This window comes from Opitutaceae bacterium (assembly GCA_041395105.1).
Taxonomy (GTDB): Bacteria; Verrucomicrobiota; Verrucomicrobiia; order Opitutales; family Opitutaceae; genus B12-G4.
Map to the genome: position 1 here is coordinate 1,133,834 of JAWLBB010000001.1, position 24,203 is coordinate 1,158,036.

Below are 24,203 nucleotides of genomic sequence, written 5' to 3' on the forward strand. Positions count from 1 at the left end.
GACAACCAACGGATCTTGACATGACCATGCTTGAAGAAAAACCCGAAATCGTGATCGCGCCGTCTAAAGGGTGGGCAAGAATCGATTTCAAGGATCTATTTGATCACCGGGATTTAATTTTCCTGATGGTCGGACGGGACTTTGCTGCCAAGTACCGGCAGACCATTCTGGGACCGGCGTGGTTCGTCATTCAACCCCTTCTGACCACGATCGTTTTCACGGTGATCTTTGGCAATGTTGCCAAGATTTCGACCGACGGGACTCCAAAGTTTCTGTTCTATTTGAGTGGGTTGCTTGGGTGGGGCTATTTCTCCGGGGTGCTGAACCATACGGGAAATATCTTTGTGACTCAAAAGGGATTGATGACAAAGGTCTATTTTCCGCGTCTGGTTTTGCCACTTACAGCCTCCCTGTCACAATTGATTGCCCTTTCGATCCAGATCGCGACTTTCCTCGGTTTCTATACCTACTATCTCTTTTTCACGGCCTGGGGTGACGAGATACGGCTGAATTGGGTCATCCTGCTCTTCCCTCTCATGATCCTGCAAGCGGGAGTGCTGGGTTTGGGAGTCGGGTTTATTACGTCGGCGGCCTCGGCCAAATACCGGGATCTGAATTTTCTGCTCAGCTTTTTGGTCCAGATCTGGATGTATGCGACGCCGATCATCTACCCATTCTCGAAGATTCCGGAGAAATACCAATTGTGGATGGCGCTGAATCCGATGACGACAATTGTCGAAACGATCAAATACGGATTCCTTGGAGTCGGCGGCGTTTCTATGGCGAATTTCCTGATCTCCCTCACCGTCTCGCTTGCCGTTTTCTTCTTTGGCGCGGCGATTTTCAAGCGGACCGAACGTCGGTTTGTCGATACGGTCTGATTCCCGGATTTCCGGTCTGAGTGGTTGAGTCTTGGCGGCCCTTGCAGGCCGGTCAGCGATTTTGTCCTCCTGTTTAGAACTCTTGCGGATGATGCATTTCGGCTTTGTTGAGAAGGGTTACCCGGGGCCCGCCGGAGGAGGCGGGGCCGGTACCTTTGTCCAGGTGATGGGGCGTCACCTGGTGAAAGAGGGTCACCGCGTGACGGTTGTCGCCACGAGTCGTGACCGGCAGAGGATGGAGGAGAATGACGAAGGGGTTCGGGTGGTCCGTCTCCCGGTGGGGCGTGACCGGATGATGAAGATCTTTGCCCTTCCCGGTGCGTACGCCTTTCGCCATATGGCGCGTCACCTCTGCCGCGGGTGGATGGTTGCGCGAGAGATTGATCGCCTGAACGCCGATCGACCGTTTGATCTCGTGGAGTATTCCGAAGGAGGGGATTATTGGCACGGAAGGCGTCGGAGGTTCAAGTTGGTCTCCCATCTTCACGGATCCCGCTATACATTCCTCAAACAATCCGGCCGACCGGTCGATGCGGCCGAATGGCGCCAGCGCAAGCTGGAACTTTCCTTCATTCGGAGTGCGGATTGGGTCTTCTCGCCGAGTCGAGCCCTTGCTGGAATTGTGGAGGAAGAAGCCGCCTGCCGATTGACGCACCTTACCATTCAACCGTACCCGTTGGATGCCGAGTCTGCGTCGGAAGCGGTCAGGTCGTCTCGGACGTCCGGGGAGATGAAGGTCATTTTTGCCGCGCGGAACGACCCGGTCAAAGGGGGGGATGTTCTTCTGAGTTCGGTCAATCATGTCGAAGCCTCCGGGGGAGGGATCCTGTTTGATTTCTATGGTTATGCTCCCAAGCCCGGCCAGCTGCTTCCTCGTTCAGTTCGAGTGCATGGCTTCGTCCCGAGGAAGACGCTTCTTGACTGTTATAAGGAAGCCGATGTGGCGGTGATTCCGTCGTTCTGGGACAACTCACCGAACACGATCTACGAGGCGATGGCCGCTGGTTTGCCGGTCATCGGATCCTCAGTAGGAGGCATCCCGGAACTGGTCAGCCACGGAGAGACAGGATTCCTAGTTGAGGCGAGGGACTTCCGCGGGATCGCCGCACGTCTATTGGAATTCAGGGACAATCCGCAGATGCGAATTTTCATGGGCGCCGCCGCTCGTGAGAGGATCATGCACCTGGCGAATCCTGAAGCCAACCTGCAGGCACGTCTTGCGGTCTACGAATCGATTGTTTCGACCAATCCGGTTCGCCCTCTTGTCACCGAACCATGAGAATAGTCCTTTGCAGCAGGCTCTCGGGTCACGGAGGAGTGGCGGTCTACAATCGCACCCTGGCCCGTGCCCTCTCAGACGACGGGCACGACGTCACGATTGTGACATCTGACGCCTCACTTGCAGCCAGATTGAGACAAACGGAGCAGGATGGGATTGCAACGGTATATATCCCCACGGAAATCCCCCGGCATTGGCGGTTGCCGGGCCTCCGCTATTATGCACGTTCCTGGAATCACCGTCGCTACAGCCGATCCCTCGACGGTTGGTTGTCCTCGCTTCCCCAGGCCGAAAAGCCGGATGTTGTCGAGTTCGCCGAGGTCGGCGGGGAGGGGTTTTTTTTCACCCGTCGCCTGGACCGTCCGGCGGTGGTGGTTCGCTGCCACACCCCCACCTTTATTCTTCGCAAACACCACGTGGGTGGCGAAATGAAGTTTGATACAGGTATCGTCGAGCGAATGGAAAAAGCCTGTATCAGGGGTGCGGATCTCTTGACCACACCGAGCGTGGATATGGCGGAGGTCGTCTCTTCTGAAACAGGAGTGCCTCTCGATCGGTTTCATCCTGTGGCCAACGCGGTTGACGTGAATCTTCCTGATCCGGCTGATTTGCGAGTCGGTCAGAGTCAAGTTCCAGAAGGCGCTGTTGTCGTTCTGCACGTAGGTCGTTTGGAACGGATCAAGGGCATTGGCGTTCTCGCGGACGCCATTCCCAGAGTACTCCGGGCTTGTCCGAACGCCTTCTTCGTCTTCATCGGCCAACCCCGTGCTGCGGAAGACGGGCAAATGTGGGATCGGAAGCTTCATGATTTTTTTGAGCACGCAAGTGTTTCCAGTCGGGTCCGCCTTCTGAATTACGTCGATACCCCGGTCATGAACGGGTGGTACCGGCGGGCGGACCTTGCTGTGGTTCCGTCCCTGAATTACGAGAGCTTTTCTTATACCTGTGCCCAGGCCATGGCCGCGGGACTCCCGGTGGTAGCCACGGCGATTGGAGGAATGCCGGAAACACTAGGGCGTGGCAGTTGTGGCATCCTCTATGATCCACCCGAGTCTAAGCCATTGACCGATGCCCTGGTTGCCCTGATCCGGGACGGCACACTTCGGAGGAAGATGGGGTCCCGTGGTCGGGAGCGTGCCAACGCCTGCTTTGCGGCTCCTGTGGTCGCACGGCGCATGGTGGAACTCTACGAGAAGGCGATTCGGTCACGGAGCTGATCAGGCATGCGGATTGGTTTCATTGTTCCATACCTGTATCGCTTTCAGCGCGGCATTGAATCGTCCGCCTGCTGTCTGGCCTCGGCCTTGGCCGAGGACGGTCATGCGGTGACTATCCTCACCTGGGCTCAGCGTCCCAGGTCAAGCCAGCCCGTCCTCTCACCGTTGGTCGAAGTCCGATCGGTTCCGTATTTTAGGTACTTCAGAGAGCGGATCGCCGCGCCGTTTTACCGCAGCTATTTGAGGAAGGGACGCTTCGACCTGCTCAACATCTACTTCGCGGACTGTGGCGAAGCCAACGCCATCAGGAAGACGAAGAGATCTCTTGGCTACAGGGTTCAGTTCATTGCCGGTTACCCTCCGGATCTCGTCCCACATCGCTACGAAGCGTTTGACCGATTGGGTATCACCTCCCTGGTGGATCGCGTGGTGGCGAAAAGTCCGGCAATGGTCGAGGGCATTGCTGGAAGAATGGGTCGACCGACGGTCATGATTCCGAACGGAGTCGATATCGGCTATTTTGCACCGGATTCGTTTCCGAGAGAAGAATGCCGTCGAGCCCTTGGAATTGGTGCGACTGAGAATCTCATCGTTTCGGTGGCGGCCCTTGAGGAAAGGAAGGGCCTTCAATACCTCCTGAGGGCTCTGCCATCGCTGCTGGGCCAGGGCCGGAAGGTGAAATATCTGATCGCCGGGGTTGGATCCTTTCAGACTCAACTGGAGATAGAGTCGGCCAAACTGGGAGTCGAGGATGCAGTCAGGTTTCTCGGCAACGTTGAGGATGTCCGGCCGGTCCTGGGGGCGGCCGATGTCTTCTCCCTGCTCTCACGAGGCGAAGGGTTTCCGAACGCCCTGCTCGAAGCCTGGGCAATGGATCTGCCGGCACTGGTTTCCCAACATCCTCCTTATCCGGATATCGTTTCGGATCAATTGGGCCTTCTCGTGAATGAAACGGATACCGGTTCGGTCGTGCGAGCCCTCGAGCAGTTGCTGGCCTCGGATCTGAGTGAACGAGGGACTCGACGCACTCACGTGGCGAATCGATATAGATGGTCGCGGATTGCAACAGAGATCATTCAGCAAGAATCTGATTGAGGGATGGCGGAGTCAGGCAATATGAGTTCTGGAAACAAAGGTTTGGGCAACGGACTCAGATCGCGTTTGAGTCTTGCCCGTGAACTCCTGACCTCGGAAGTCGATCATCGAGCCATTGGTTTCCGGAGGCTTTTCAGTCACCGGTCGAAGGCTGGTCGGTTCCGGTTTCGGGGTCATCAGACTTCGAAATCTCCGTGTCAGGTTAATCTGGGAGGGGACTCCGCCTTATTGTTCCGATGAAAATCAGCGTGCTCATATGCACATACAACCGGCATGAGCTGCTCGAGTTGGCCATCCGCTCGATTGTGGAGGGCTGTCGCGTCAAGCCAGACGAACTCGTGGTGGTGAATGGCGGCGATGACCGGGCGGACGTCGTGGTCAATCGGTTTGTCGGACTAAACTCGGTTGACGTTCGCCTGATTCGGACGGTCAATGTCAATCTGGCAAATAGCCGCAATATAGGATTGGCTGAATGTCGCGGTGACGTGGTCGCAATGACCGATGACGACGCTGAGGTCTTTCCAGACTGGATCGAGAGGATTCGCGACACCCTCAAGCAGAACCCCGAGGCCGGGGCGGTGGGTGGGCTGGTGATCGGGACCAATTCGGATTCGCTGGTGGGCAAAGTGGCGGATGCGATCACCTTCCCGGGTTGGGCGGAGGCCAGGGACGTTCGGACGCTTCCCGGCGTCAACATCGCCTATCTCCGTGAGGCGGTTGAAAAGGTCGGCCTGCAGGATATCACCCTTTTCCGAGGCGAGGATGTCGACTTCAACTGGCGGATCATTCAGGCTGGCTACAGGATCCGATTCGATCCGACGATCCGGGTTTATCACACTCACCGGCCGACGGTGAAGGGTTTCCTCAATCAACATTACATGTACGGCCGGGCTTACGTTCTGGTCAGAAGGAAGTGGCGGGACATGTATTGTATTTACCCACACGGCATTCACCGGTTCCGCGACCTGCTGAAAGGTGTCCATTTCTTCGTCGGAGCCATCTACCAGCCGCTTCAGCACATGATGCGCATTCCGGGACCCTGGGATCGGCTGCGGGCGCTTCCTCTTCTTTATTCGGCAGCGATCGGTTGGCGGTGGGGCATGATCAAGCAGGGGATGACGTCCTGAAGAGAATCCTGATCATTCCCGCGTCCTATCCCCCGGTACTGGGGGGAGTACAGACGGTCGCCCAGCGTCTCGTCCGCCACCTGATCGAAAGCCATCATCAGGTAGAGGTTTTGACGCGCCGCTACCCGAGGCGACTTCCGGCTATGGAGGTGATCGAGGGCGTTCCCATCCATCGACGGCCTTTCCAGCCGTCTCCTTTTGAAGGCCTTCAACGCATGAGGCCGGATCTGGCCTTAAGGGCGTGTCTCAGTCTGCCGATAGACCGGCGGGTTGGCCGCAGGATTCTTGAACGATTCGATCCGACTCTGGTCAATATCCACTTCCCGGATTGGCAGGTGGACTTGATTCCCTTTATCCGATCGCTCAAAAGGAGCCGCTTGGTTGTCTCGCTTCACGGAGATGAGGTCATGCGGGCGGTGAAAGGCGAAGGAGGACAACGGGACCGATTGCTCACGGCATTGAGAGCGGCCGATTTCGTGACGGCCTGTTCGGGTTGGCTCCTGGAGCAGGCGATTCGTCTCGAACCGGCGGTGAAGGCGAAGTCGATGGTGATCTGGAACGGGTTTGATGCCAAAGGTGCGGGAACCCTCGATGCCTCGCCGCACAAGCGGCCCTACATGCTGGGGTTTGGCAGGTTTGTCGAGAAGAAGGGATTTGATCTGCTCATTGAAGCCTTTGCCGGTCTCGAAGTTGACCTGGACCTTGTGCTGGTCGGGAGTGGACCGGAACGTGAGCGCTTGAGTGGATTGACGGAGAAACTGGGCCTCTCCGGGCGGGTGTTCTTTCCGGGACGGGCTTATCCGGATGAGATGAATCGCTGGATAGGTGGGGCGCGCCTGGCGGTCGTTCCCTCCCGGGAGGAGCCTTTCGGGATTGCGGCACTCGAGGTGGTCGGCGCAGGAACGCCATTGGTCGCCACCACGGTGGGGGGAATGACGGAATTCTTGGAGCCGCTGGTCGACGATTCGGAGGCGATCAGGCTGTGTGATGTCACTGTGGGATCGATTCGCAATGCCATTCATGACCTGCTGAAGAAAGAGGCAGGGACTGGGAAGCCATCTGTCCAGGCTGATAGAATTCGAGATCGTTTTGACTGGAGTCGTCGCATACTTGACTACGACGCAGCGTTCGCGGCGGCGGAGAGGGCCTAGGGGCCTTCATGTCACGAAACGTTTGAATGGTGGCAGTTTCGCTGCGAACATGGATGCCAGCAGAGCGACGACAAAGACGAGGATGGTTCGGGCGAATCCCCACCACTCGGAAGGGAAAAAGACATCGAAGAAATCCATCTTCTTCACGAAGAGGACATGGACGCAGTAGATCCCCGTGGCGAGTGGGCCCAGCCGGGCGAGTCCATCCAGCAATCCGGAGGGTTCCCAACTGATCGCTAGGAGAAAGGCCCCATAGCCGAAGAAGAGTGTGCCGATCACGAAATTGTAGCCGAAAGGGGAGGCATGAAAGAGGAGATAGAAGCGGGTGATTTCGAGTCCATGAACAATGGCACCGGCCGCGAAACAGAGCCACGCCATGCGCCTTCCGGGTTTGAACCCGATCCAGCCGGTGAGGAACCCGAGGGCGACGAAGATGGTGCTGAAGAATGGTCCGTCTCTGGGATTGAGGCCGAGGTCAATGGAAAGGACCGAGCCGTGGTAGGGGCCTGCGGCAAGTGCGATGAGGTAGAGAAGCGACCCCAACAAGACTCCGGGAATGGCGGTTCGGCGATTCACGAGCCAGACGAGGAACAGACCCATGGCGAGGGAAACAAGATACCAAAGGTGAAGTGCGGTTCCGTTCAGCATGAGCTGTACCGGACTGGCCGTTAAGAAGTGCCAGCGTTCACGATAGGATTCGAACCAGCCAAATTCCTGAATAGCCGCGATGCTTGGGTTGAGGAAATAGACAGCGGACCAGAAGAGAAAGAGAGAGAGAATTCGCCACTCGTAACGCCAAAGGGTGTGCCACGTTGCGGCATGACGGTAGCTCCGGGCGAAGAGCCATCCCGATACACAAAAGAAGAACGGCACGGCAAATCGAGCGGCTTGATTGAGCAACTCGCCCGAAAACCCGGGAGCCTCAGTCCCGGGACCGGCATGGATGGCGACCACAAAAAACGCGGCAGTCAGTCGACCGAAATCCAGACCTAGATGCCGTTCCTTCGCTGGACGACTGCTTGGCTGTTCGGATGAACCGGCTTCGTTCGTATAATCTGCCGCCTGCACGTGTCCCGATTCATTCAGAATGCGATTCAGGGTCAAGCCAACGGCTGCGAAAACGGATCGAATCCGGAAACCTAAAGCCGGATCCGAATTGAGACGATGATAACGAAACTGATTATCCTTGCGGGGGGTGCGATCATCCTTGCGCTCCTGCTTGCCCGCAAATACCGCCTTCTGTGCTGGGTGTTGCTGTTCACCATGGTCATTGGACCGCGCCGGGCGCAGTTCGTTTATCAGGATATCGTTCGCGAGATCAACTGGAAGTTCGAGGTCATTCCATTCACCGTTCTTCTCCTGCTTTTGCTGCTTTTGACCGTCCGCTTCATCCGCTTCACTCTTGGCCGGTGGGATCTGGTCGCTCTCGCGCTGATCGCTTTTTCGTTTGTGGTGGCAATGGCCAGTGGCGTGCCTTTCGACAAGGCTGTTCTCTGGATGGTCCCGATCTCAAGCGTCTTTCTGACCAAGCACGTCATCATGGTCTTTGTGCGGAACGGGGCCGCCTATGAGACGGCAACCCGGATTTTCCTGCTGGTCAGTTTTCTTATCGCCGCGGGTTCCCTGATGACGGCGGTCGGGATAACCTTTGGAGGATTTCTCCTTCCCTCGCAGGCCTATGGCGTGATCGTCGACGGAAAGGTTCAGGCGGTGACCCGAGCGGAAGGGTTCTGGGGTACGGCCACGGTCGCAGGTGTAACCGTAACCTCGATTCTGTTGTTGCCCACGCTTCGGGCTCCGTCTCTGATCAAACTGGGTTTGGCCGGGGCTCAAGTTGCAAGCGTAATGGTCTCGGGCAAACGCTTGGCTTTTCTTTCCATGGCGCTGACCTGTCTCTTCCTGATCGTAGGATCCAAGGGGCGCTATCGAAAAGTGACTGGAATCGGCCTTGCCGCGATCATCGCTGTGGTGGCCTGGATTTATCTGCCCTCAACCGGCATCATCGAGCGATTCGGCGAAGCCGAACAGGCCCTGTCGGGCGAGAGGGAAAATGATCAGCGGATACGGCGATTCAGTTACGCCATTGATTCATATCTGACGAATCCGATTCTTGGCGGAGGTGCGGGAAATGTCGCCTACATCCACAATGGGTATCTTGAACTGCTGGCCAATATGGGTCTGGCTGCCCTCCCGGTTATTGCGGCTTTGCTTCTCCCGATCTGGACCGGCTATCGGGCCGGGGGGGCCACCCGTGTCTGGGCACAGATTGCCGGCATATTCATGGTTTCACCTTTCATGCTGGAGGCGGTTTTGAACCGCCCTGAACACCTGACCTTCCTGGGATTCTTTCTGGGCATGATTCAGGCAACTCATTTTCTGGAACGCCGACCGGTGCGAATCCCGACGCGGGGGCCGACAACGGATGACCGGCCGGAGGTGCCCGAACTCAAGGAGGAGACGCATGCCAGCTGATCCGCCAGATCGATCGGGCCTTACGGTCATCATCCCGACGTATAACGTTGAGGCCTATCTCGACCGCCAGCTCACCTTGCTTCGCGATCTGGCTGACGAGGTCCTGGTCTGTGATTCCTACTCGACAGACAAAACGCTTGAGATCGCGGCCCGTCACGGAGTCCGGGTCATACAACATGAATACGTCACGTCGGCCATCCAGAAGAATTGGGCCATTCCCCAAGCCAGTTTTGAATGGGTTCTCATCCTGGATTCGGACGAAATTCCCGAACCGCAACTTACGGACGAAATCCGGTCTTTTCTCCAAGGCCCACCTCCGACGGATGTCGATCTGGTGTGGATACCGAGAAAGAACCTTTTCTGGGGAAAGTGGATGCGGAGATCCTCCGATTATCCTGACCGGCAATCGCGGCTCTTTCGGCGAGACAAGGGACGTTACGACGGTCGAGAGGTTCATTCCCATGTGGTCGTGCCAGGGCGTTCGGTTCAATTTGAGCACGCGTTGATTCATGACGATTTCACCGACATCAGCAGTTGGTGGCTGAAGACGAACCGTTACCTGAGGTATGAACTGCAGGAGACGCAGAAACGTGGTAGAGGATGGTCGTTTCGGCGACAGTTTGTTTACCCGTGGGCGATCTTCGGTCGGGACTATTTCCTCCGAGGTGCATTTATCCATGGTGTTCCGGGTTTCTTCCGGGTCTTTCTCAAGGTGCTCACCTACGTCATGGTCCAATTCAAGATCTTTGAAAGTGAGCTGCAACTTCGAGCGCCAGAACGTGTCCGGGAAAAGTCTTCTAATCCTCGTTGATGGCGATTTTGTCGGCGGTGCCGAGACCAACTACCGGTTTATTTTGCCGGGTCTGTTGAGTCGCGGTTGGCGTCCGGTCTTTGTCTGTCCGGAAGACCAAAACTTGCGCGCCTATTTTGACGCTTTCGGCCATCGGATCGAGACGGCGACGGGAATGCTTCGCTATCCGCCATTTTCAGTGGGTGGGCGGACATCTCCGATGAATCTGTTTCGGGTCTTTGCCGCAATCCGGGTCAATCGCAGGCGGGTGATGCACCTCATTCGCGAGCATTCGGCAGTGGCCGTGATTTCGAACTCGATGGTTTCACATCTGCTCAATGCATCGCTCCCTCTCGATCCGGGGTATCGACGGGTGGTGCATCTGCATGACATCGTGAATCGGCGCAAAGCCAGAGGGCTCTATGGGAAGGGTCTTGATTGGATCTCCCGGCGTGTGGATGCGATAATCACCATTTCTGATGCGGTCGTGGAGACAATTCCCAAGTCGGAGCGATACAAGTCGACAAAGCTCTACAATCCGATCGGAGAGATGCCCGTGAGAAAGAGGGCAAGGGAAGAACGACTGAGGGTGGGTATGTTCGCTCGATACACCAAGTGGAAAGGGCATGGCGATCTGCTTCAGATCGCTGCGACGTGCACGGATGCCCCGGTGGAGTTCGTGTCGTTCGGGAACGTCTCCGCGAGCGATCAGGTTTACCTGGACGGACTAAAGACGATGGCACAGGCTCTCAAGCATCCCGACCGGTTGAGACTCAACGGATTCACTCCAGATCCTCTTCAGGAAATGGCAGATTGTGATTTCGTCCTTCACCTTTCCACATCTCCCGAACCCTTTGGCAGGGTCCTGATTGAGGCCAATGCCTGTGGGGTTCCCATACTGGCTTACCGGGGTGGGGGAGTGGATGAACTTTTCGAGAACCTAGGTTTGTTCGGAGAACGCTTTTCCAATGGAGATTGGGCGGCGGTGGCGGCGTTCATTTTGGCTGCGGCCGCCGGGAATCAGTCAACGACGAGTGTGGCGGAGGCTCTGCCAAAGGCTCGACTCGGAGGGATTGCGGCGGAAAATTACGTCGATTCCTATCTTAGGGTTTGCCATGATTGAAGACGGAAAGTTGATGCCGTCTCGAGAGACCTTGAGCGGCCGTGTGCGCCTCGCTGTCGTCGCGGTGTTATTGGTCGGACTGCATGTCGGCCTTTCCTGGTGGTATGGCCTGTTTCTGCCCTGGGGTGGTGATGAATGGTACACCTACGAGGGAAGAACCCTCATGGCGGTGCCGAATACAATTCTGATTGAATGCGCGCGCCTGGTCCTGGGGGGAGTCAATCCGGGGAACTACATGTTCTATCGACTGACCGGCGTGGTCTGGGTCAGCTTCGCCGTCGCAGGGCTTTTTCTCCTCGGGCGGGACAATCGTGACTTCAGGATGCTGCTTCCGATGGCGGTATTTCTGGTGTTCAGTCCGTTTGTCTTCTTTCAGGAACAATATTTCAGATACTACGGATTCTACCTGGGGGCATCGTTTGGAGTCTTCATCCTCATCCGTTATCTCGACTACGAATACCGAAAATGCCGCCTGGTCTTCTGGGGGTTGCTTCTGCTTTCACCCTTTCTCTATCTCTTCTTGGGACTCCAGATCGGTTGTTACGTCGCCTTTCGAGAATGGTCGTGTCTGAAAGCAAGAGGTCGGATTCTGGTGGCCTCCTCCGCGATTCTCGTGGCCCTGGTCCTGATTACATTCTGGAGCTGGTTCATCCGATTCGGGATGGAAATCGCCTTTACCGGGATGAGCAGCGTGGCGGGAGAGAACGCCTTCCGCGGTTTCAGTCCCGGACTGGCCATCAAGCCGTTCTATTTCGTTTTCGAGACATTTTGGGGCTACCAGGTTGAACCGACGGAGAATTGGCTGGTCATTCTGGGATCGGTCTGGCTCTTCTCCCTGCTCGCGTTTCGGTTTTCCCAGCTTCTCCTGAAAGATCGCGAGCGCGCGGGCTTGGTGGCTGCATGTCTGCTTGTTCCATTGGCTGCCATCTACCTGGTCCTGGAGCCGATGACGCCGCCTGGCGCGACCCAACTTGAGTCAAAGCACGCGTTGTTCGGGTTACCCTGGCTCCTCCTGCTGGTATTTGATGCCCGCGGGCGTCTAGGCAAGTGGCTGGCCGGAGTCACCGTTTTCGGCATCCTGGGAATCGCCTTGGTTCACACTTTCCGCAGACCGGGGCCGCTTTGGCCGGAAATTGCCGATGTGGCGGCATCAGTGGTGGAGTCGGGCGGGCGCGTTGTCGTGGATGGGCGCAGCAACCGAACCTTTCGTTTCTACGCGAGTGACCGGATTGATCCGGACTCTGTCTCCGTCATAGGTGACTTCGATTCGCTCGAAGACGGGAGTCTTGATCCAACGGCCGAGATCATGGTCATCCAGAACGACTGGAAGGCCTACCAGGTGCTTTCACTTGAGCAGAATTGGAATTCAGGTTCGGATTCATCATCCAAAGTCCAGGCCGTAACGGAGACGATCAGTTTTCTGAAAGAGGGGGGCTACGTGGGGAAGTGGGGGGCGGTGCAATTTCCGCTGCAGGCATTTGTGTACGCGCCGAAGGCGGGTTCGAAGGCACCGATCCCGTCCGTTCTGCCAATTGCTTACCGGGATCTTTCGTTTCCGCGAGAAATCGGCGGAACAAGGTTCCTTGGTGCGGCCAACCTGAGACCTGGTGACCAAGTGGTCCTGGGTCGCCGAAACGAAGGGCTGATCGTGGTCGACTGGTTCCTCAAAGGGGCGGAGAACCTGCCGAAGGGTACAACGTTCGGAACGATCCAATTGGGAGATCTGATTATGCCTCTGAAGGTCGGGCCGGAAGTTTCATCCAGATACCAGATGGCTCTGTGCCGGGGCCTCGAGGGCAGCCGACCGATCGATTCCTGGAATAAGCGTCCACTCATTTCCCAAGCTTCAAGGTATCCTGAATCCTTTTTTTCAGCTGAGGGTGTGATTTGCCAGTCGGTTTTCGAGGGTCATGATTCCATCACGATTTCCGTGAGCCATCCATCGATTGAACTCATCATTCTAGTTCCAGAAAGTGATTCCTAAAGCCACCTCCCCCATCGAAGACAATCTTCTGTCGATCATCATTCCTTTCCTCAACGAAGAGGAGGTTCTCCCGATGCTTCGAGCGCGATTCGAACGGATCGAAGGGATGCCACCCAAGTGGGAACTGATCCTGGTCAGCGATGGCTCCACTGATGGAAGCATCGCCCTTGTCGAGCAATGGACGACCGAGGATCCGAGGGTTCGGTTGGTCGTGCTGTCTCGCAATTTCGGTCACCAGGCGGCGGTGACGGCGGGCCTGAGTTTTGTCTCGGGTGACTTCGTCGCCATCATGGACGCCGATCTCCAGGATGAACCGGAGGTCATGCTGGAGTTGCTGGCAACGGCGCAGGAGGGTTACGACGTGGTCTATGCCACCCGTGAGAAGCGCAAATCGACTCTATGGAAACGTTGCGCATACTCCGCATTTTATTGGTTGTACGGAAAGCTGGCCGAGACGCCAGTTCACCTCGATAGCGGGGACTTCTGTGTCCTCAGTCGCCGGGCGGTGGATATCCTGAACGCCCTGCCTGAACGGGTCCGCTTTGTGCGCGGCCTTCGCTCATGGATCGGTCTGCGTTCGACTTCGATCGGGGTTCATCGTCCTGACCGCGCGGGTGGGGTGGCCCAGTACAATATGGTCAAGCTAATCAAGCTGGCCATGACGGGACTGACCTCTTTTTCGACGAAGCCTCTTCGTCTGGCGATAGGGGTAGGTTTCTGCCTGTGCATTGTCGCGATTGCGTTGGCGGTCTTTTACCTGATTAAGGCCCTGGTCTTTGATCTCCACAGTGCGGCTCCCGGCTTTGCCACGATTGTGATTCTGCTGCTCTTTCTCAACGGCGTGACCATGCTCCTTCTCGGAATCATCGGGGAGTATCTCTCACAGATTTTTATCGAGGTGAAGCATCGCCCTACCTTTGTGGTGGAACGACTCGTCAACCTGCCGGAATGACGGCCCCGCCGTTACCCCTGACGACCCAAAGACGTGACCGGGCGCATTCCGTGAACGAAGGAACAGCGCTGGGACCCGATCAGAAACATGAGTAGAGCCTCACATCTGGAAAAGATCCTCCTGTGTTCATCTCCGAGATCGGGTTCCACTTTTGCGGCGAACCTGATCCAGAGTTCACCGGAGGTTGTTTTTCTTAACGAGATCATGACGCGCAAGCGCCATCTGCTTCCTCGCTTCGTTCGTGATCAGGATTCGGACGACTGTGCCCTCCTGCGCCGGTCTTTTGAGGCCGATCTTGATCAGCTGTTGAGGTATACTCTGCCCTACCTCCGGAACCTGGTACACCGAAACCGATGGCTGAAGTCATCCGTCTTTGGACTCTTTAAGGTGGCGTCATCGGTCACCTCACATCTCGGGATGCAGGGATTTGAACGCAATCCCTTCTACTGGTTCTACTTCCTAAACTCGCTTCACGAGCCTCTGTTCAAGCCGTTTGTCGAGGTTCAGTTTCCAAAGAGCCCGCATTGCTCCCGGTTGCTGATCAAGGATGTTCATCTTCTCCGTTCTTACCGGACATACCGCTTCATGTATCCCGACGCCAAGGTGATCTACATGGTGAGGGATCCGTATGCGCAGGTGGCTTCCCAAAAAAAACATCATGGCCAGATGGATACCGGGCAGCGGATGGAGCGTTCCGGCGAGAGCGAACGTCCCCCGAATGAAGACCAAGCTCAGCAGATCGAGCATCTTCGCGGAATTTACGGCGAGAGCGATCTCTTGGATCGCTTCTATGGGAGGAGCTTTGAGGAGACATTTGCCCTTTTCTGGCGCTTGAACAACGACGCGTTGGTCGAGTGCATGAGGACGGAATCCGAATCGCGTTTTCTGGCGATCCGATACGAAAGCCTGGTTGAGGACACTGAAAACCAGATCCGCACGATCCTGGAGTTCCTCAATTTGCCCTTCTCGGGCAACCTCACCCGTTACCTGAACGTCCTTGCCGCATTCCGGGGCGAGCAACGTCACGGGCGTTCCACCTTCGTTTCAGGCGAGGGCAAGTCGGAGAAATGGCGTTCGGCCTTCTCGGAGTCACAGGTGTCATCCATCAGCAGGGTGTTGGAAGGCAGTCCCGCCATGGCACACTTCGGTTACCTTCCAAGGAACTGAATGTTGAATCTCGGCCAGAGTTTGATACTTCGTCCCGATGAGAACGGGGTGGACGGCGATACGGCAGGGGAGGGTTCTGCCTCTATCCGGTGGGGGTCGAGAGCGAGGGATTCCGTCATTGCTCTCTATTCAAACCTTGAGACCGGATTTGTCACAATCGATCGCCAGATCCTCGACGAGGCATTTGGGTGTAAACTGGTCATTGTTGGCCGCAACGCATCCGGCGTAGCAGCTGCTGTCTGCACGGTGGCCCGAACATCGGCCTGCGTCGGTTGGTTTGCTTCCTGGCACACTTTTCCGGTCGTCCTTGCTGCCGCTTTGCTTCGGAAGCCCTTCCTCTTGATTATCGGTGGGTATGACCTGGCAAACATGCCCGAGATCGAATATGGACATCAACGGGGCGGTTTGAAGCGATGGATTTCCCTCGCCACAATGAAGCTTGCCTCGCGGTTGATGACGAATTCCGAATACAGCAGGGGCGAGGGCAAACGAAATGCGGGTCTCGATCCCAAGACTGTGGGCGTGGTCCACCACGGGGTTCCCGACGTGTTCGGGAAACGACCGCCAAAGTCCTGGAAACGACTGGTGGTGACGGTGGGGAATGTCGATCGGGCCAATCTCTTTCGGAAGGGTCATGAGCCCTTTGTGCGTGCGGCCGCGCTGCTGCCCGATGTGGAGTTCCGTCTGATTGGGTCGTGGCGGGATGATGCCATCGACTACCTCAAGTCAATCGCAACGACCAATGTCGTTTTCCCGGGACGGGTTTCAGATGATGAACTCAACGCCAGCCTTATGGAAGCCTCGGTTTATGTCCAGGCATCGGCTCACGAGGGATTCGGCATGAGCCTGGCCGAAGCCATGCTGGCCTGTTGTGTTCCAGTGGTGAGTTGCAACGGTGCCATCCCGGAAGTGGTCGGCGAATGTGGACTTTATCTCAGTCGGATTACGCCGGAAGCGCTGGCGCAGAATATCGAGGCTGCGTTGGCGAGGGGGCCCATCATCGGACCAGTTGCGCGGGAGAGGATCATACACTCCTTCCCCCTCGAAGTGAGGAGGCGCGGGTTGGTGAGAGAGATTAGGGCTTTGATTGAAGATGAGGGCAGAGTGATATGAGTTCCGTTGTGGATTTCAGCGGAATTCGAGGGGACCAAAACGGCGGACTTGGTTGTCCGGGATTGGTTTCCATCATCGTCCCCTGCCGGAACGAAATCGGCTTTGTTGAGCGTTCCATCAGTTCACTCCTAAGGCAGAAGACGGACGGATTGCGAATGGAACTGCTTGTTGCTGACGGCCTGAGTGACGATGGAACGCGCGGAGTACTTGATGCGATTGCCTCGAGTGACGATCGCCTTCGAGTCATTGACAATTCAGAGAGAACGACACCAGCGGCTTTGGCCCTGCTACTGGAAGAGTCATCGGGTGAGTTCTTGGTGCGGGCAGATGCTCACAGCGAGTATCCGGATGACTATGTGTTCACATTGGTCGAATTCCTGAGGCAAGAGGGAGCGGACAACGTGGGTGGTGTTTGGGACACTCAACCAGGAGCGGAAACGTTGCAGGCTCGGGCAATTGCCGCTGCGTTGACCTCACGTTTCGGAGTGGGTGTATCCTACCGGAACCGGCGGGGTGATCGGCCGATCGAGGCTGAGACGGTCCCTTTTGGTGCATGGCGACGGGCACACTTCGACCGATTTGGACCGTTTGATCCCTGGTTTGTTCGCGCACAGGATCTGGAGCATAATATCCGGGTGCGCAGGATGGGCGGACGAATCGTCTGCTTGCCATGGTTGAAGATCCGCTATTTCGCCCGACGAAGCCTTGGAAAGCTTGGCCGGATGGCATTCGACTACGGCTATTGGAAGATCCCGGTTCGGGCCAAGCACCCGGTCCGATTCTCGGTCCGGCAGTTCATGCCTCCGGCCCTGGTTGCGGTCGTGACAGTCTGTCTATTCGCATCGATCTGGTACCCGCCGGCGGCTCTGCCGGTTTTGAGTTACCTTTTCGCGGTCGTTGGCGCCGCCGTCCTGGCGGGTATCGAGCACCGATCCATGTTGATCGTCCCGTATTGTACGCTTGCGCTTGTCCTGATGCACTTTGGCTACGGTGTTGGCTACTTTTGCGGCCTGATCGACGTTCATCTCCGCCATCGCTTTGCATTCGAGGGTGAAAACCCGGTTGGCGTGGGGCCGGAAGGCAAGACAAAGACGTCTCGTCGTACTTGAGAACTACTGTCCCCGTACGGATTACTATGAACCAGACTGTCATTTTCGTTCATATCCCAAAGACGGCCGGAAATACCTTGAGAGCGGTCCTCACTAGGAATTGCGGCCCAGCCCGATTTTATTACCGAGAAGGAGGCGATCTTGGCCGTCTTGAGGCCTTCAAGCGAGATTATGCGACCGCGATCTCCAGGTTCGGAGTGGTTGGGGGGCATGTCTATTTCGGCTTTCACGAGGTAATGACGAACCCCTTCCGCTATCTGACGATGGTGAGGGAGCCTGTGTCTCGGGTGGTCTCGCAATATCGCTTTATACGGTCGGGACAGTCGGGCGCCTGGCTGAAGGGGCGTCTCGATGAGGTCTCTCTCCGGGAGTTCGTCGAACGCGGACTGGATGAGACCACCGACAACTGTCAGGTCAGGCGTCTGGCGGGCCTTTACGGACGGTATGAAGAACAGCCCTATGGGGCGGCCCGGAAGTCACTCCTCGATGATGCGTGGAAGAACATCTGCCACCATCGGATTCTAGTCGGGGTGCAGAGCGAATTTGACCGCAGTCTTCTCCTCTACCGCAGAGAATTGGGATGGAAGCGACTCCCGGTTTATCGGAACAAGAACGTGACCCGACCGGTCAAGGGAATTGCGAGGAAGCCGGAGTCGCTTGCGACGGAGGAAATCGAAGCCATTCGCGCGAAGAACCTTCTGGACCTGGAGCTCTATGGGAGGATCGACGAGAAATTCGGCGAAGTGCGTCAGTCGATCTCCGATCGTGACGTTCGACGTTTTCAATTTCTCAACCGGATGATCAATTCCCTGGCTTTCTGGAAGAAATGAGAGGAATCGCTGAGAACCCGGCAGCGCGACCAGGTTTGGTTCGGGCGGATCGGTCCGGGCGCGGTCGTTCCGACTCCTTTAGGGAGTGAATGGACAATCCGCAGCTTTCCCGTTTACAGGTCCGGTGGCAGGGTCTAGAGACTGCAGCTTAAGGACGGGTTTAATTCCGTCGATTCAACGTGGCAAACATGGACGCAGCTAATTCACTCGATCCCCTTTCTGATCCATTCAGCGGCGGGGAGAGCCTAAAACCGGCCGATTTCCTTCGGATGATCCGGGACCGTTGGTTCGTGGGTCTGTTTTTCGGGCTGCTGGCCGCGGGTGCCTTTGCCTACTTTTCGCTCCAACAGGTCCCGCTTTACCGGTCCAGCGCGTCGATCCTCTTCGAGCGCACCGCTGACCAGGTGGTCAATATCCAGGGGGTGGTCGATGCCCAGATGATGCAGGGAACCGAGGATGTCATCCAGCGTCACCTGATTCAGATCAACAGCGGGACGATGCTCAGCCGCGTGGTTCAGTCGCTCTCTCCCGAGGAACAGGAGGCCGTTGTTGCCCCCTACCGTTCCGAGGAGAATCCGAACCCTTCAGTCGCGGGAATCATCCGCGGATCTTCGAAAATCACTCAAGGGGGCGTTGTTTTCTACCTGACATTTCAGCATCGGGACCCAGAGGTGGCGGCCCTCCTGGCCAATGCCTTCGCTGACGAGTATATCAATTACATGCTGGACCGTGCGGGCCAGAGCAATGAGTCCGCCATCCGATTTCTCCGCGCCCGGGTAGAGGAGACCGGAGAGCGGGTTCGCCAGGGTGAATTGCGACTCCAGGAGTACCGGGAGCGGCTCAACGTGGTTTCACTTGAGGAAAACCAGAACATCGTGGTCCAGAATTTGAACCAGCTGAATAGCGCCTTGAGCGCAGCACGGATCAATCTTCTTCAGGCCGAAACGGAATTGAGCGGGGTTGAGGCGGCTTTGGCCGCCGGGCGGACCCCTCTGGAGATCCCGGCCATCACCCGGATCAGCAACGCGGAGACCCTCGAGGAGCAGATTCTGCAGCTTCGCGCGGATCGGGAGGTGCTCTCAGTAAAGTATCTGGATCGTCATCCCCAGATGATTCAGAATGAGGCTCAGATCAAAGTTCTGGAGGAGAGACTGCAGGCTTCCGTAAATCAGGCTTTAGAATCCCTGAAGACAACCCGAGACCAGGCCGCGGCGACCGTGGACCAGCTTGAGCAACGGCTTGCTGCGGCCGAGAAGGAATCTCTGGATCTGGACCGCCTGTCGGTGGACTTCAACGCTCTCCAGCGTAACCTCGAGAATGATCGATCCACCTTCAATCAGTTGCTCAACCGATTGAACGAGACTCTGGTCTCCAGCCAGCTAAGCACGACCAATGTGCGGATTGTGGATCGGGCCGGGGTTCCTTTTGTCCCATTCGCTCCGGATCGGAAGAAGATCTACATGATCACCGCAGTTCTGTTCCTGGGTCTGTTCGGCGGGCTTCCCATCGGATTGGGATTGATCAATGACAAGTTGAAGTCCCGACACGAGGTCGAGACCTACCTGAAACAGGATCTGATCGGTGAGATTCCGCGCATCTCGACAATCACACGTGACAAGGTCCCACTAATCGTCCTTGAAGGAACGGAGGATCTGGAGGTCGAGTATTTCAATATCCTCTACAGTCAGGTGGAGCTCGTATCCAAGTTGCCCAAGCCGAAGGTTATGCTGGTGACAAGCAGCATGCCGGAGGAAGGCAAGTCCTTCGTCGCGAGCAATCTGGCTGCGGCCTACAGTGCGCACGGTCTGAAGACCGTCCTGATCGACTGCGATTTCCGGCGCCCCAGTCATCACCGCTACCATGGCCTAGCCAACGATTTTGGAGTCGTTCATTGGTACGAGAATCTCGGGAAGGAACAGATTCCGGTTGAGCCTCTTGATGATCAGGAACTGGGTCTGGTGCGACTTGGTGAGAATCTCAGTCTCCTTCGGTCCGGGGGATCCAGCCGTCGGCCCACATCGATGATTCAGGATGAAGCTTTTGCGAACCTGATCAGGAGTCTGAAGCAGCAGTATGACATGGTGATCATTGATTCTCCTCCGGGGATGGTTTTCCCGGATGCCCTGCTGATGGCTCAATTGGCAGATGAGATACTTCTGGTTTGCCGATTCAACAAGGTCAGCAAACTCAAGGTTAAGGTCTTCCTGGACCGACTCCGCAATACGGAAACCCCACTGCTTGGGGTGGTCTTCAACGGTGCGCCTTCTGCCGGCACCAGTGGCACCAGTTACTACGATTACAAGGCCTACAAGGAATACGAGCACAGGTAGCCTGCGACACTCTCTCGCTTCTTGACTCACGAGCCCAGCCCTGATCCGGCTGGGTTCTTTTGTTTGTCGGATCGTGGGGAGAATACCCAAGGGCCCGCCGGTTTCCCTTCAGCCTAGGGTGGATTTCTGACAGGGGTGCCTTACCCATGGCCGACCGTGTGAAATCGGGCTGATTGATCGGCAGTATTCCGGTCAATCAGGCCGCAGTTCTTCGCGGTCTAGATCATCAGGATCTGATAAGAGAATTCCCGATACGAGGTGTTTTCATTCGTCGGTTTCGGCGACGATGGTGCACCTCGTGAAGAAGGTACCGACTGTTGTCTCGCTCTATGGTGTTTGGCTGGTTGCCAGTGTCGGCATGGTCGGTTGGGTGTCAGCTGTTGCCGAGGCGCAGGACCGCTACATCGAGGTCATCAAGGGCAACATCTTCGTTCACCCGGGAGCGACCGATCAGACTCGGCAATGGGTCCAGCGTTCGTCTCAAGCCGGATTCAATTCCATATCGATTGGCTCTCTTGAGAACCCGCCGAGCGGCACCGAGGCGACTCAGGGTTCTGAGTCAGGGCTGTTCACCTTGGCGGAGACTACCGCTATCGACATGCTGGTCTCCGCGGATCGCAACCCGGAGCGTTTTGCAGGTCTCAATCCGCTTGCGGTCAAGGCTATCCTGTTGACGGGGGCCCGTTTGAGCCAGGATGGTCCGGGCGTGTCTGACCGTATGGACAAATTGGATGGAGATCGGGGAAGCGGGCTGATCAGTCGCCACCGTAGCCTCGAACTCTTTTCCGCGGGTCGCAAAACGCCGGGTTCCAATGCGGAACGACCCATGGGCTGGGATCGGGCGATTGTCTATTCCGGTCACCCCAATCGCTATGGATTCGAAGTGGGTGAGGGCGCCGCCGGCGATTTCTCGGCTGCTCTGGCCCTCAATCCGGAACTGACCCCGTCCGGATCTTTTTCCGTGGCGGGTATTCCCCAGGCCCGACTTCGCCTTCGCCGTCAGACGGAGGATGGTGCGCCAGGTGAGATCATCCTTTCAAGCAAGGGTGGCAATCTGACCGAGTACCTCCATTTGGGATCCCTGTCCACAGGACACTACGTCCTGGAAGTCGAATCATCGGCTGACGGTCTGGTCTACGGGCTGGCTTGGCATTCGCAGGTCCATGGAATGGTGCCTCCGAAGGGAAACCATGACCCGGTGTTCATTTTCCGGAGGGGATCGTCCGATGACGAAATCGAATTGGGGACGCGTGTGGAATTCTCCGGGGTGGCCTACGGAGCCCTGACCGATGCCGTGAAAATCGAGTTCTTTGCGGGATCGACGAAAATCGGGGAGACCAACCGGCCGGAGTTTGATTTCTCGTGGATCGCCAATCAATACGGTGTCTCTTCCATTTATGCGGTGGTTACGGACCGCTACGGGAACCAGGTCTTCTCCTCCGGTGCCAATGTGGGGGTCAGGATCCCGGAATCTCCTCCCGCGGCGGTAAGCGGACCGATCCTGCCGGCGAATCTCAGCGGCATCTATTGGGGCACAGTCAGTTCGGGTGGGGTAAAGGGTTGGATTGCCCTGAGCGTTCTTCCATCGGGTAGTGCGACCTGCCTTGGCTACTTCGGAGGTCAGAAACTCGCTTTTGTTGGCCGTGATGGGGTGGTCGAATCGGATGGCCAGTTGTCTTTTCCCTCAATCGATGAAATCGGAGGTTCCTCGGTGGGCGTTGGAAGTCTGATCCCTGACGGTAGCTTGCGAGGTGCGATCAGCAAGGGAGTGGCCACAGTGTCATCTGCGGATGGCAAACTGGCGATTTCGGTAACACGGTCAACGTCGAGTGGAACCCTGCTCGAATTGCAGGGGCTGGTTGAGCTGGGTGTTCTCAATCGCGATGGTGGGCGGGTCTTTCTGGTCAGTGATCGTTCAGGGAAGACCAAAGGAATCGTCAGCGCGGACGGATCCCTGGTTGAGGTGAATACGATCATCAGGAATACCGGCACTCTCAGCCTGGATCTGGGCGATGGAAAGAGCCTGATGCTTGAACTTGGCGCGGCCTCTGGACAGGTGAGCGGAATCCTGAGCTCTGCAGGTCAACCTGATGAAGAACTGTTGGGGATACGTGACTCAATCGAGAGTCGAAAGAAGATCGCCAATATCTCGACCCGGGGCCTGATCGGGAAGGGCAATGGGATGTTGATCGCGGGATTTGTGGTCGACGGAGACTCACCCAAACAGGTCCTCATTCGTGCGGTCGGACCGTCCATGGCGAGTCTGGGTGTGGAAGGTATGGCGGGGGATCCGAAACTGATTGTTCGGAAAACCCTGGAGGGCGTTAACTCGATCGTCGCGATCAACGAGGACTGGGATGCCTCGTCGAACCTGTTTGGAGACATCGGGGAAAAAGTCGGGGCGTTTCCGCTTCTTCCTGGCAAAACCGACGCCGCCATCATCCTTACCCTGGAACCAGGCGTCTACACCGCTGAAATGTCGGATCCCGGCCGAGGTGGATTGAGTCTGATCGAGGTTTATGACGTCGAGAGCGAAGAGTCTCCGTCAAGTGACAGAATCGTGAATATCTCCACACGCGGCAAAGTCCACGGCGGAAAGGTCGCTCTGGTGGGTGGATTCGTGGTCGAAGGCAATGCGCCGAAATTGATGCTTGTCCGCGGAGTTGGACCTTCTTTGGCGAATCTCGGGATCTCGGGATACCTCTCAGATGCAAACCTTACGATTGATCTCCAGGAAAACGGCCAGAGCATCCCGATCCAGGAGAATGACGACTGGGGCAAAGCGACGAATCCGGCCCTGATCCGGTCGGCTTCCGAGAAGGTCGGAGCATTTCCATTGAATGCCGACGGCAAGGACGCCGCCATCCTGGTTCTTCTCAAACCTGGAGCCTATACCGCCAGATTGGGGGCCGTCGGGACGAAATCCGGAACTGCACTCCTGGAAGTCTACGAAGTCGGCGGTAATTAGCCGATCTGGTCCTTACTGGTGGTGACTTGAACAGATCTTCCCGGAGCCACGGGTTGAGGTGGGGACGCAGAGAGTCAGATGAGGGTGAACAGCTTTCCCATGCGGTAGCGGTCGTGCAGGCTTGTCACGGCGTAGTCGCACGGAGCCGGAAGCACGACAGTTGCTCCCTTCTTCGGCGAAAAACGGCAGCGGCGATGCGAACCTGATGGATGAACCACGGCAGAGCGCGGTTGCTACATTAGCTGTTCTCGAGGTCATACGCCAGTTTTCGCGTTGCTGCTCCTCGGCAGGCTCAAACGCTTCCGGCAGGGGTTACCTCGCCACCGATGCATGAGCGGCCGGCATCGCAGGAAGTCCAGCCCTGGAAATCCGATCTGAGGACAGCTCATGATCGGGAATTTGGCTGGAATTGATCGTGTATTCTGCCGATTGAGTAGAATCCCTTGAGTTGATGTCCAATCCACGTCCCATTATCGAATTCGGGCGCCCCCGCTGGCCATGGGCCAACGCAGGCGGGATATCTCCACTCCGCCATCGACATCGCTTTGAGATTGTCGGTAGAAGAGTTGGCGAATCCCTATTCTGGATTCGGTTCTCCGTAGTTGGAAGGTGGGT

18 protein-coding genes are annotated in these 24,203 nt (G+C 56.7%); 17 read left to right on the forward strand and 1 reads right to left on the reverse strand.

What is annotated here, in order from left to right:
- Positions 1–20 precede the first annotated feature (20 nt).
- The 6 genes from R3F07_04445 (at position 21) to R3F07_04470 (ending at position 6,750) form a co-directional block, all read left to right on the forward strand.
- Positions 21–881 carry an ABC transporter permease gene (locus tag R3F07_04445; GenBank protein ID MEZ5275612.1) on the forward strand — a complete coding sequence of 287 codons (861 nt, stop codon included), beginning with the start codon at positions 21–23 and terminating at the stop codon, positions 879–881.
- Positions 882–969: 88 nt separating this feature from the next.
- Positions 970–2,160, forward strand: a complete 1,191-nt coding sequence (locus tag R3F07_04450; GenBank protein ID MEZ5275613.1) for a glycosyltransferase family 4 protein — start codon at positions 970–972, stop codon at positions 2,158–2,160.
- Complete coding sequence (locus R3F07_04455) at positions 2,157–3,377, forward strand: glycosyltransferase family 4 protein (protein MEZ5275614.1); 1,221 nt, start codon at positions 2,157–2,159, stop codon at positions 3,375–3,377. Before R3F07_04450 ends, R3F07_04455 begins: the two co-directional genes overlap by 4 nt.
- 6 nt (positions 3,378–3,383) lie before the next feature.
- Complete coding sequence (locus R3F07_04460) at positions 3,384–4,472, forward strand: glycosyltransferase family 4 protein (protein ID MEZ5275615.1); 1,089 nt, start codon at positions 3,384–3,386, stop codon at positions 4,470–4,472.
- Positions 4,473–4,720: 248 nt separating this feature from the next.
- The gene (locus R3F07_04465; GenBank protein ID MEZ5275616.1) at positions 4,721–5,599 is read left to right on the forward strand and encodes a glycosyltransferase; all 879 of its coding nucleotides are present in this window, start codon (positions 4,721–4,723) and stop codon (positions 5,597–5,599) included.
- Positions 5,566–6,750 carry a glycosyltransferase family 4 protein gene (locus tag R3F07_04470; GenBank protein ID MEZ5275617.1) on the forward strand — a complete coding sequence of 395 codons (1,185 nt, stop codon included), beginning with the start codon at positions 5,566–5,568 and terminating at the stop codon, positions 6,748–6,750. The genes R3F07_04465 and R3F07_04470 overlap by 34 nt, the downstream gene beginning before the upstream one ends.
- A 6-nt stretch (positions 6,751–6,756) precedes the next feature.
- Here R3F07_04470 and R3F07_04475 read toward each other — a convergent pair whose 3' ends face one another.
- Entirely contained in the window at positions 6,757–7,818 is a 1,062-nt protein-coding gene (locus tag R3F07_04475) for an acyltransferase (protein ID MEZ5275618.1), read from the reverse strand.
- A gap of 96 nt (positions 7,819–7,914) precedes the next feature.
- Here R3F07_04475 and R3F07_04480 point away from each other — a divergent pair, with 96 nt between their 5' ends.
- From R3F07_04480 to R3F07_04530, 11 genes are all read left to right on the forward strand, one after another.
- A complete protein-coding gene (locus R3F07_04480; GenBank protein MEZ5275619.1) occupies positions 7,915–9,222 on the forward strand; it encodes an O-antigen ligase family protein in 1,308 nt (435 codons plus the stop codon).
- Entirely contained in the window at positions 9,212–10,033 is an 822-nt protein-coding gene (locus tag R3F07_04485; protein MEZ5275620.1) for a glycosyltransferase family 2 protein, read from the forward strand. Before R3F07_04480 ends, R3F07_04485 begins: the two co-directional genes overlap by 11 nt.
- The gene (locus tag R3F07_04490) at positions 9,975–11,135 is read left to right on the forward strand and encodes a glycosyltransferase (protein MEZ5275621.1); all 1,161 of its coding nucleotides are present in this window, start codon (positions 9,975–9,977) and stop codon (positions 11,133–11,135) included. The genes R3F07_04485 and R3F07_04490 overlap by 59 nt, the downstream gene beginning before the upstream one ends.
- Positions 11,128–13,119, forward strand: a complete 1,992-nt coding sequence (locus tag R3F07_04495; GenBank protein MEZ5275622.1) for a hypothetical protein — start codon at positions 11,128–11,130, stop codon at positions 13,117–13,119. Before R3F07_04490 ends, R3F07_04495 begins: the two co-directional genes overlap by 8 nt.
- Complete coding sequence (locus R3F07_04500) at positions 13,109–14,071, forward strand: glycosyltransferase family 2 protein (GenBank protein MEZ5275623.1); 963 nt, start codon at positions 13,109–13,111, stop codon at positions 14,069–14,071. Before R3F07_04495 ends, R3F07_04500 begins: the two co-directional genes overlap by 11 nt.
- A gap of 87 nt (positions 14,072–14,158) precedes the next feature.
- Positions 14,159–15,238 carry a sulfotransferase gene (locus R3F07_04505; protein MEZ5275624.1) on the forward strand — a complete coding sequence of 360 codons (1,080 nt, stop codon included), beginning with the start codon at positions 14,159–14,161 and terminating at the stop codon, positions 15,236–15,238.
- Complete coding sequence (locus R3F07_04510) at positions 15,239–16,351, forward strand: glycosyltransferase family 4 protein (GenBank protein ID MEZ5275625.1); 1,113 nt, start codon at positions 15,239–15,241, stop codon at positions 16,349–16,351.
- Positions 16,348–17,460 (forward strand): glycosyltransferase family 2 protein, encoded by a 1,113-nt coding sequence (locus R3F07_04515; GenBank protein ID MEZ5275626.1) that lies wholly within the window; start codon positions 16,348–16,350, stop codon positions 17,458–17,460. Before R3F07_04510 ends, R3F07_04515 begins: the two co-directional genes overlap by 4 nt.
- 26 nt (positions 17,461–17,486) lie before the next feature.
- A complete protein-coding gene (locus R3F07_04520; protein MEZ5275627.1) occupies positions 17,487–18,290 on the forward strand; it encodes a sulfotransferase family 2 domain-containing protein in 804 nt (267 codons plus the stop codon).
- 188 nt (positions 18,291–18,478) lie between these two features.
- Positions 18,479–20,620 (forward strand): polysaccharide biosynthesis tyrosine autokinase, encoded by a 2,142-nt coding sequence (locus R3F07_04525; GenBank protein ID MEZ5275628.1) that lies wholly within the window; start codon positions 18,479–18,481, stop codon positions 20,618–20,620.
- A 298-nt stretch (positions 20,621–20,918) separates the two neighbouring features.
- Entirely contained in the window at positions 20,919–23,588 is a 2,670-nt protein-coding gene (locus R3F07_04530) for a hypothetical protein (protein MEZ5275629.1), read from the forward strand.
- Positions 23,589–24,203 lie beyond the last annotated feature (615 nt).

What these genes read in the sequence shown, in the direction of transcription:
- R3F07_04480 (MEZ5275619.1), top strand. Translation starts at nt 7,915, where the DNA reads ATGATAACGAAACTGATTATCCTTGCGGGGGGTGCGATCATCCTTGCG.
- R3F07_04485 (MEZ5275620.1), top strand. Translation starts at nt 9,212, where the DNA reads ATGCCAGCTGATCCGCCAGATCGATCGGGCCTTACGGTCATCATCCCG.
- R3F07_04505 (MEZ5275624.1), top strand. Translation starts at nt 14,159, where the DNA reads ATGAGTAGAGCCTCACATCTGGAAAAGATCCTCCTGTGTTCATCTCCG.
- R3F07_04460 (MEZ5275615.1), top strand. Translation starts at nt 3,384, where the DNA reads ATGCGGATTGGTTTCATTGTTCCATACCTGTATCGCTTTCAGCGCGGC.
- R3F07_04510 (MEZ5275625.1), top strand. Translation starts at nt 15,239, where the DNA reads ATGTTGAATCTCGGCCAGAGTTTGATACTTCGTCCCGATGAGAACGGG.
- R3F07_04445 (MEZ5275612.1), top strand. Translation starts at nt 21, where the DNA reads ATGACCATGCTTGAAGAAAAACCCGAAATCGTGATCGCGCCGTCTAAA.
- R3F07_04495 (MEZ5275622.1), top strand. Translation starts at nt 11,128, where the DNA reads ATGATTGAAGACGGAAAGTTGATGCCGTCTCGAGAGACCTTGAGCGGC.
- R3F07_04525 (MEZ5275628.1), top strand. Translation starts at nt 18,479, where the DNA reads ATGGACGCAGCTAATTCACTCGATCCCCTTTCTGATCCATTCAGCGGC.
- R3F07_04520 (MEZ5275627.1), top strand. Translation starts at nt 17,487, where the DNA reads ATGAACCAGACTGTCATTTTCGTTCATATCCCAAAGACGGCCGGAAAT.
- R3F07_04450 (MEZ5275613.1), top strand. Translation starts at nt 970, where the DNA reads ATGATGCATTTCGGCTTTGTTGAGAAGGGTTACCCGGGGCCCGCCGGA.
- R3F07_04515 (MEZ5275626.1), top strand. Translation starts at nt 16,348, where the DNA reads ATGAGTTCCGTTGTGGATTTCAGCGGAATTCGAGGGGACCAAAACGGC.
- R3F07_04455 (MEZ5275614.1), top strand. Translation starts at nt 2,157, where the DNA reads ATGAGAATAGTCCTTTGCAGCAGGCTCTCGGGTCACGGAGGAGTGGCG.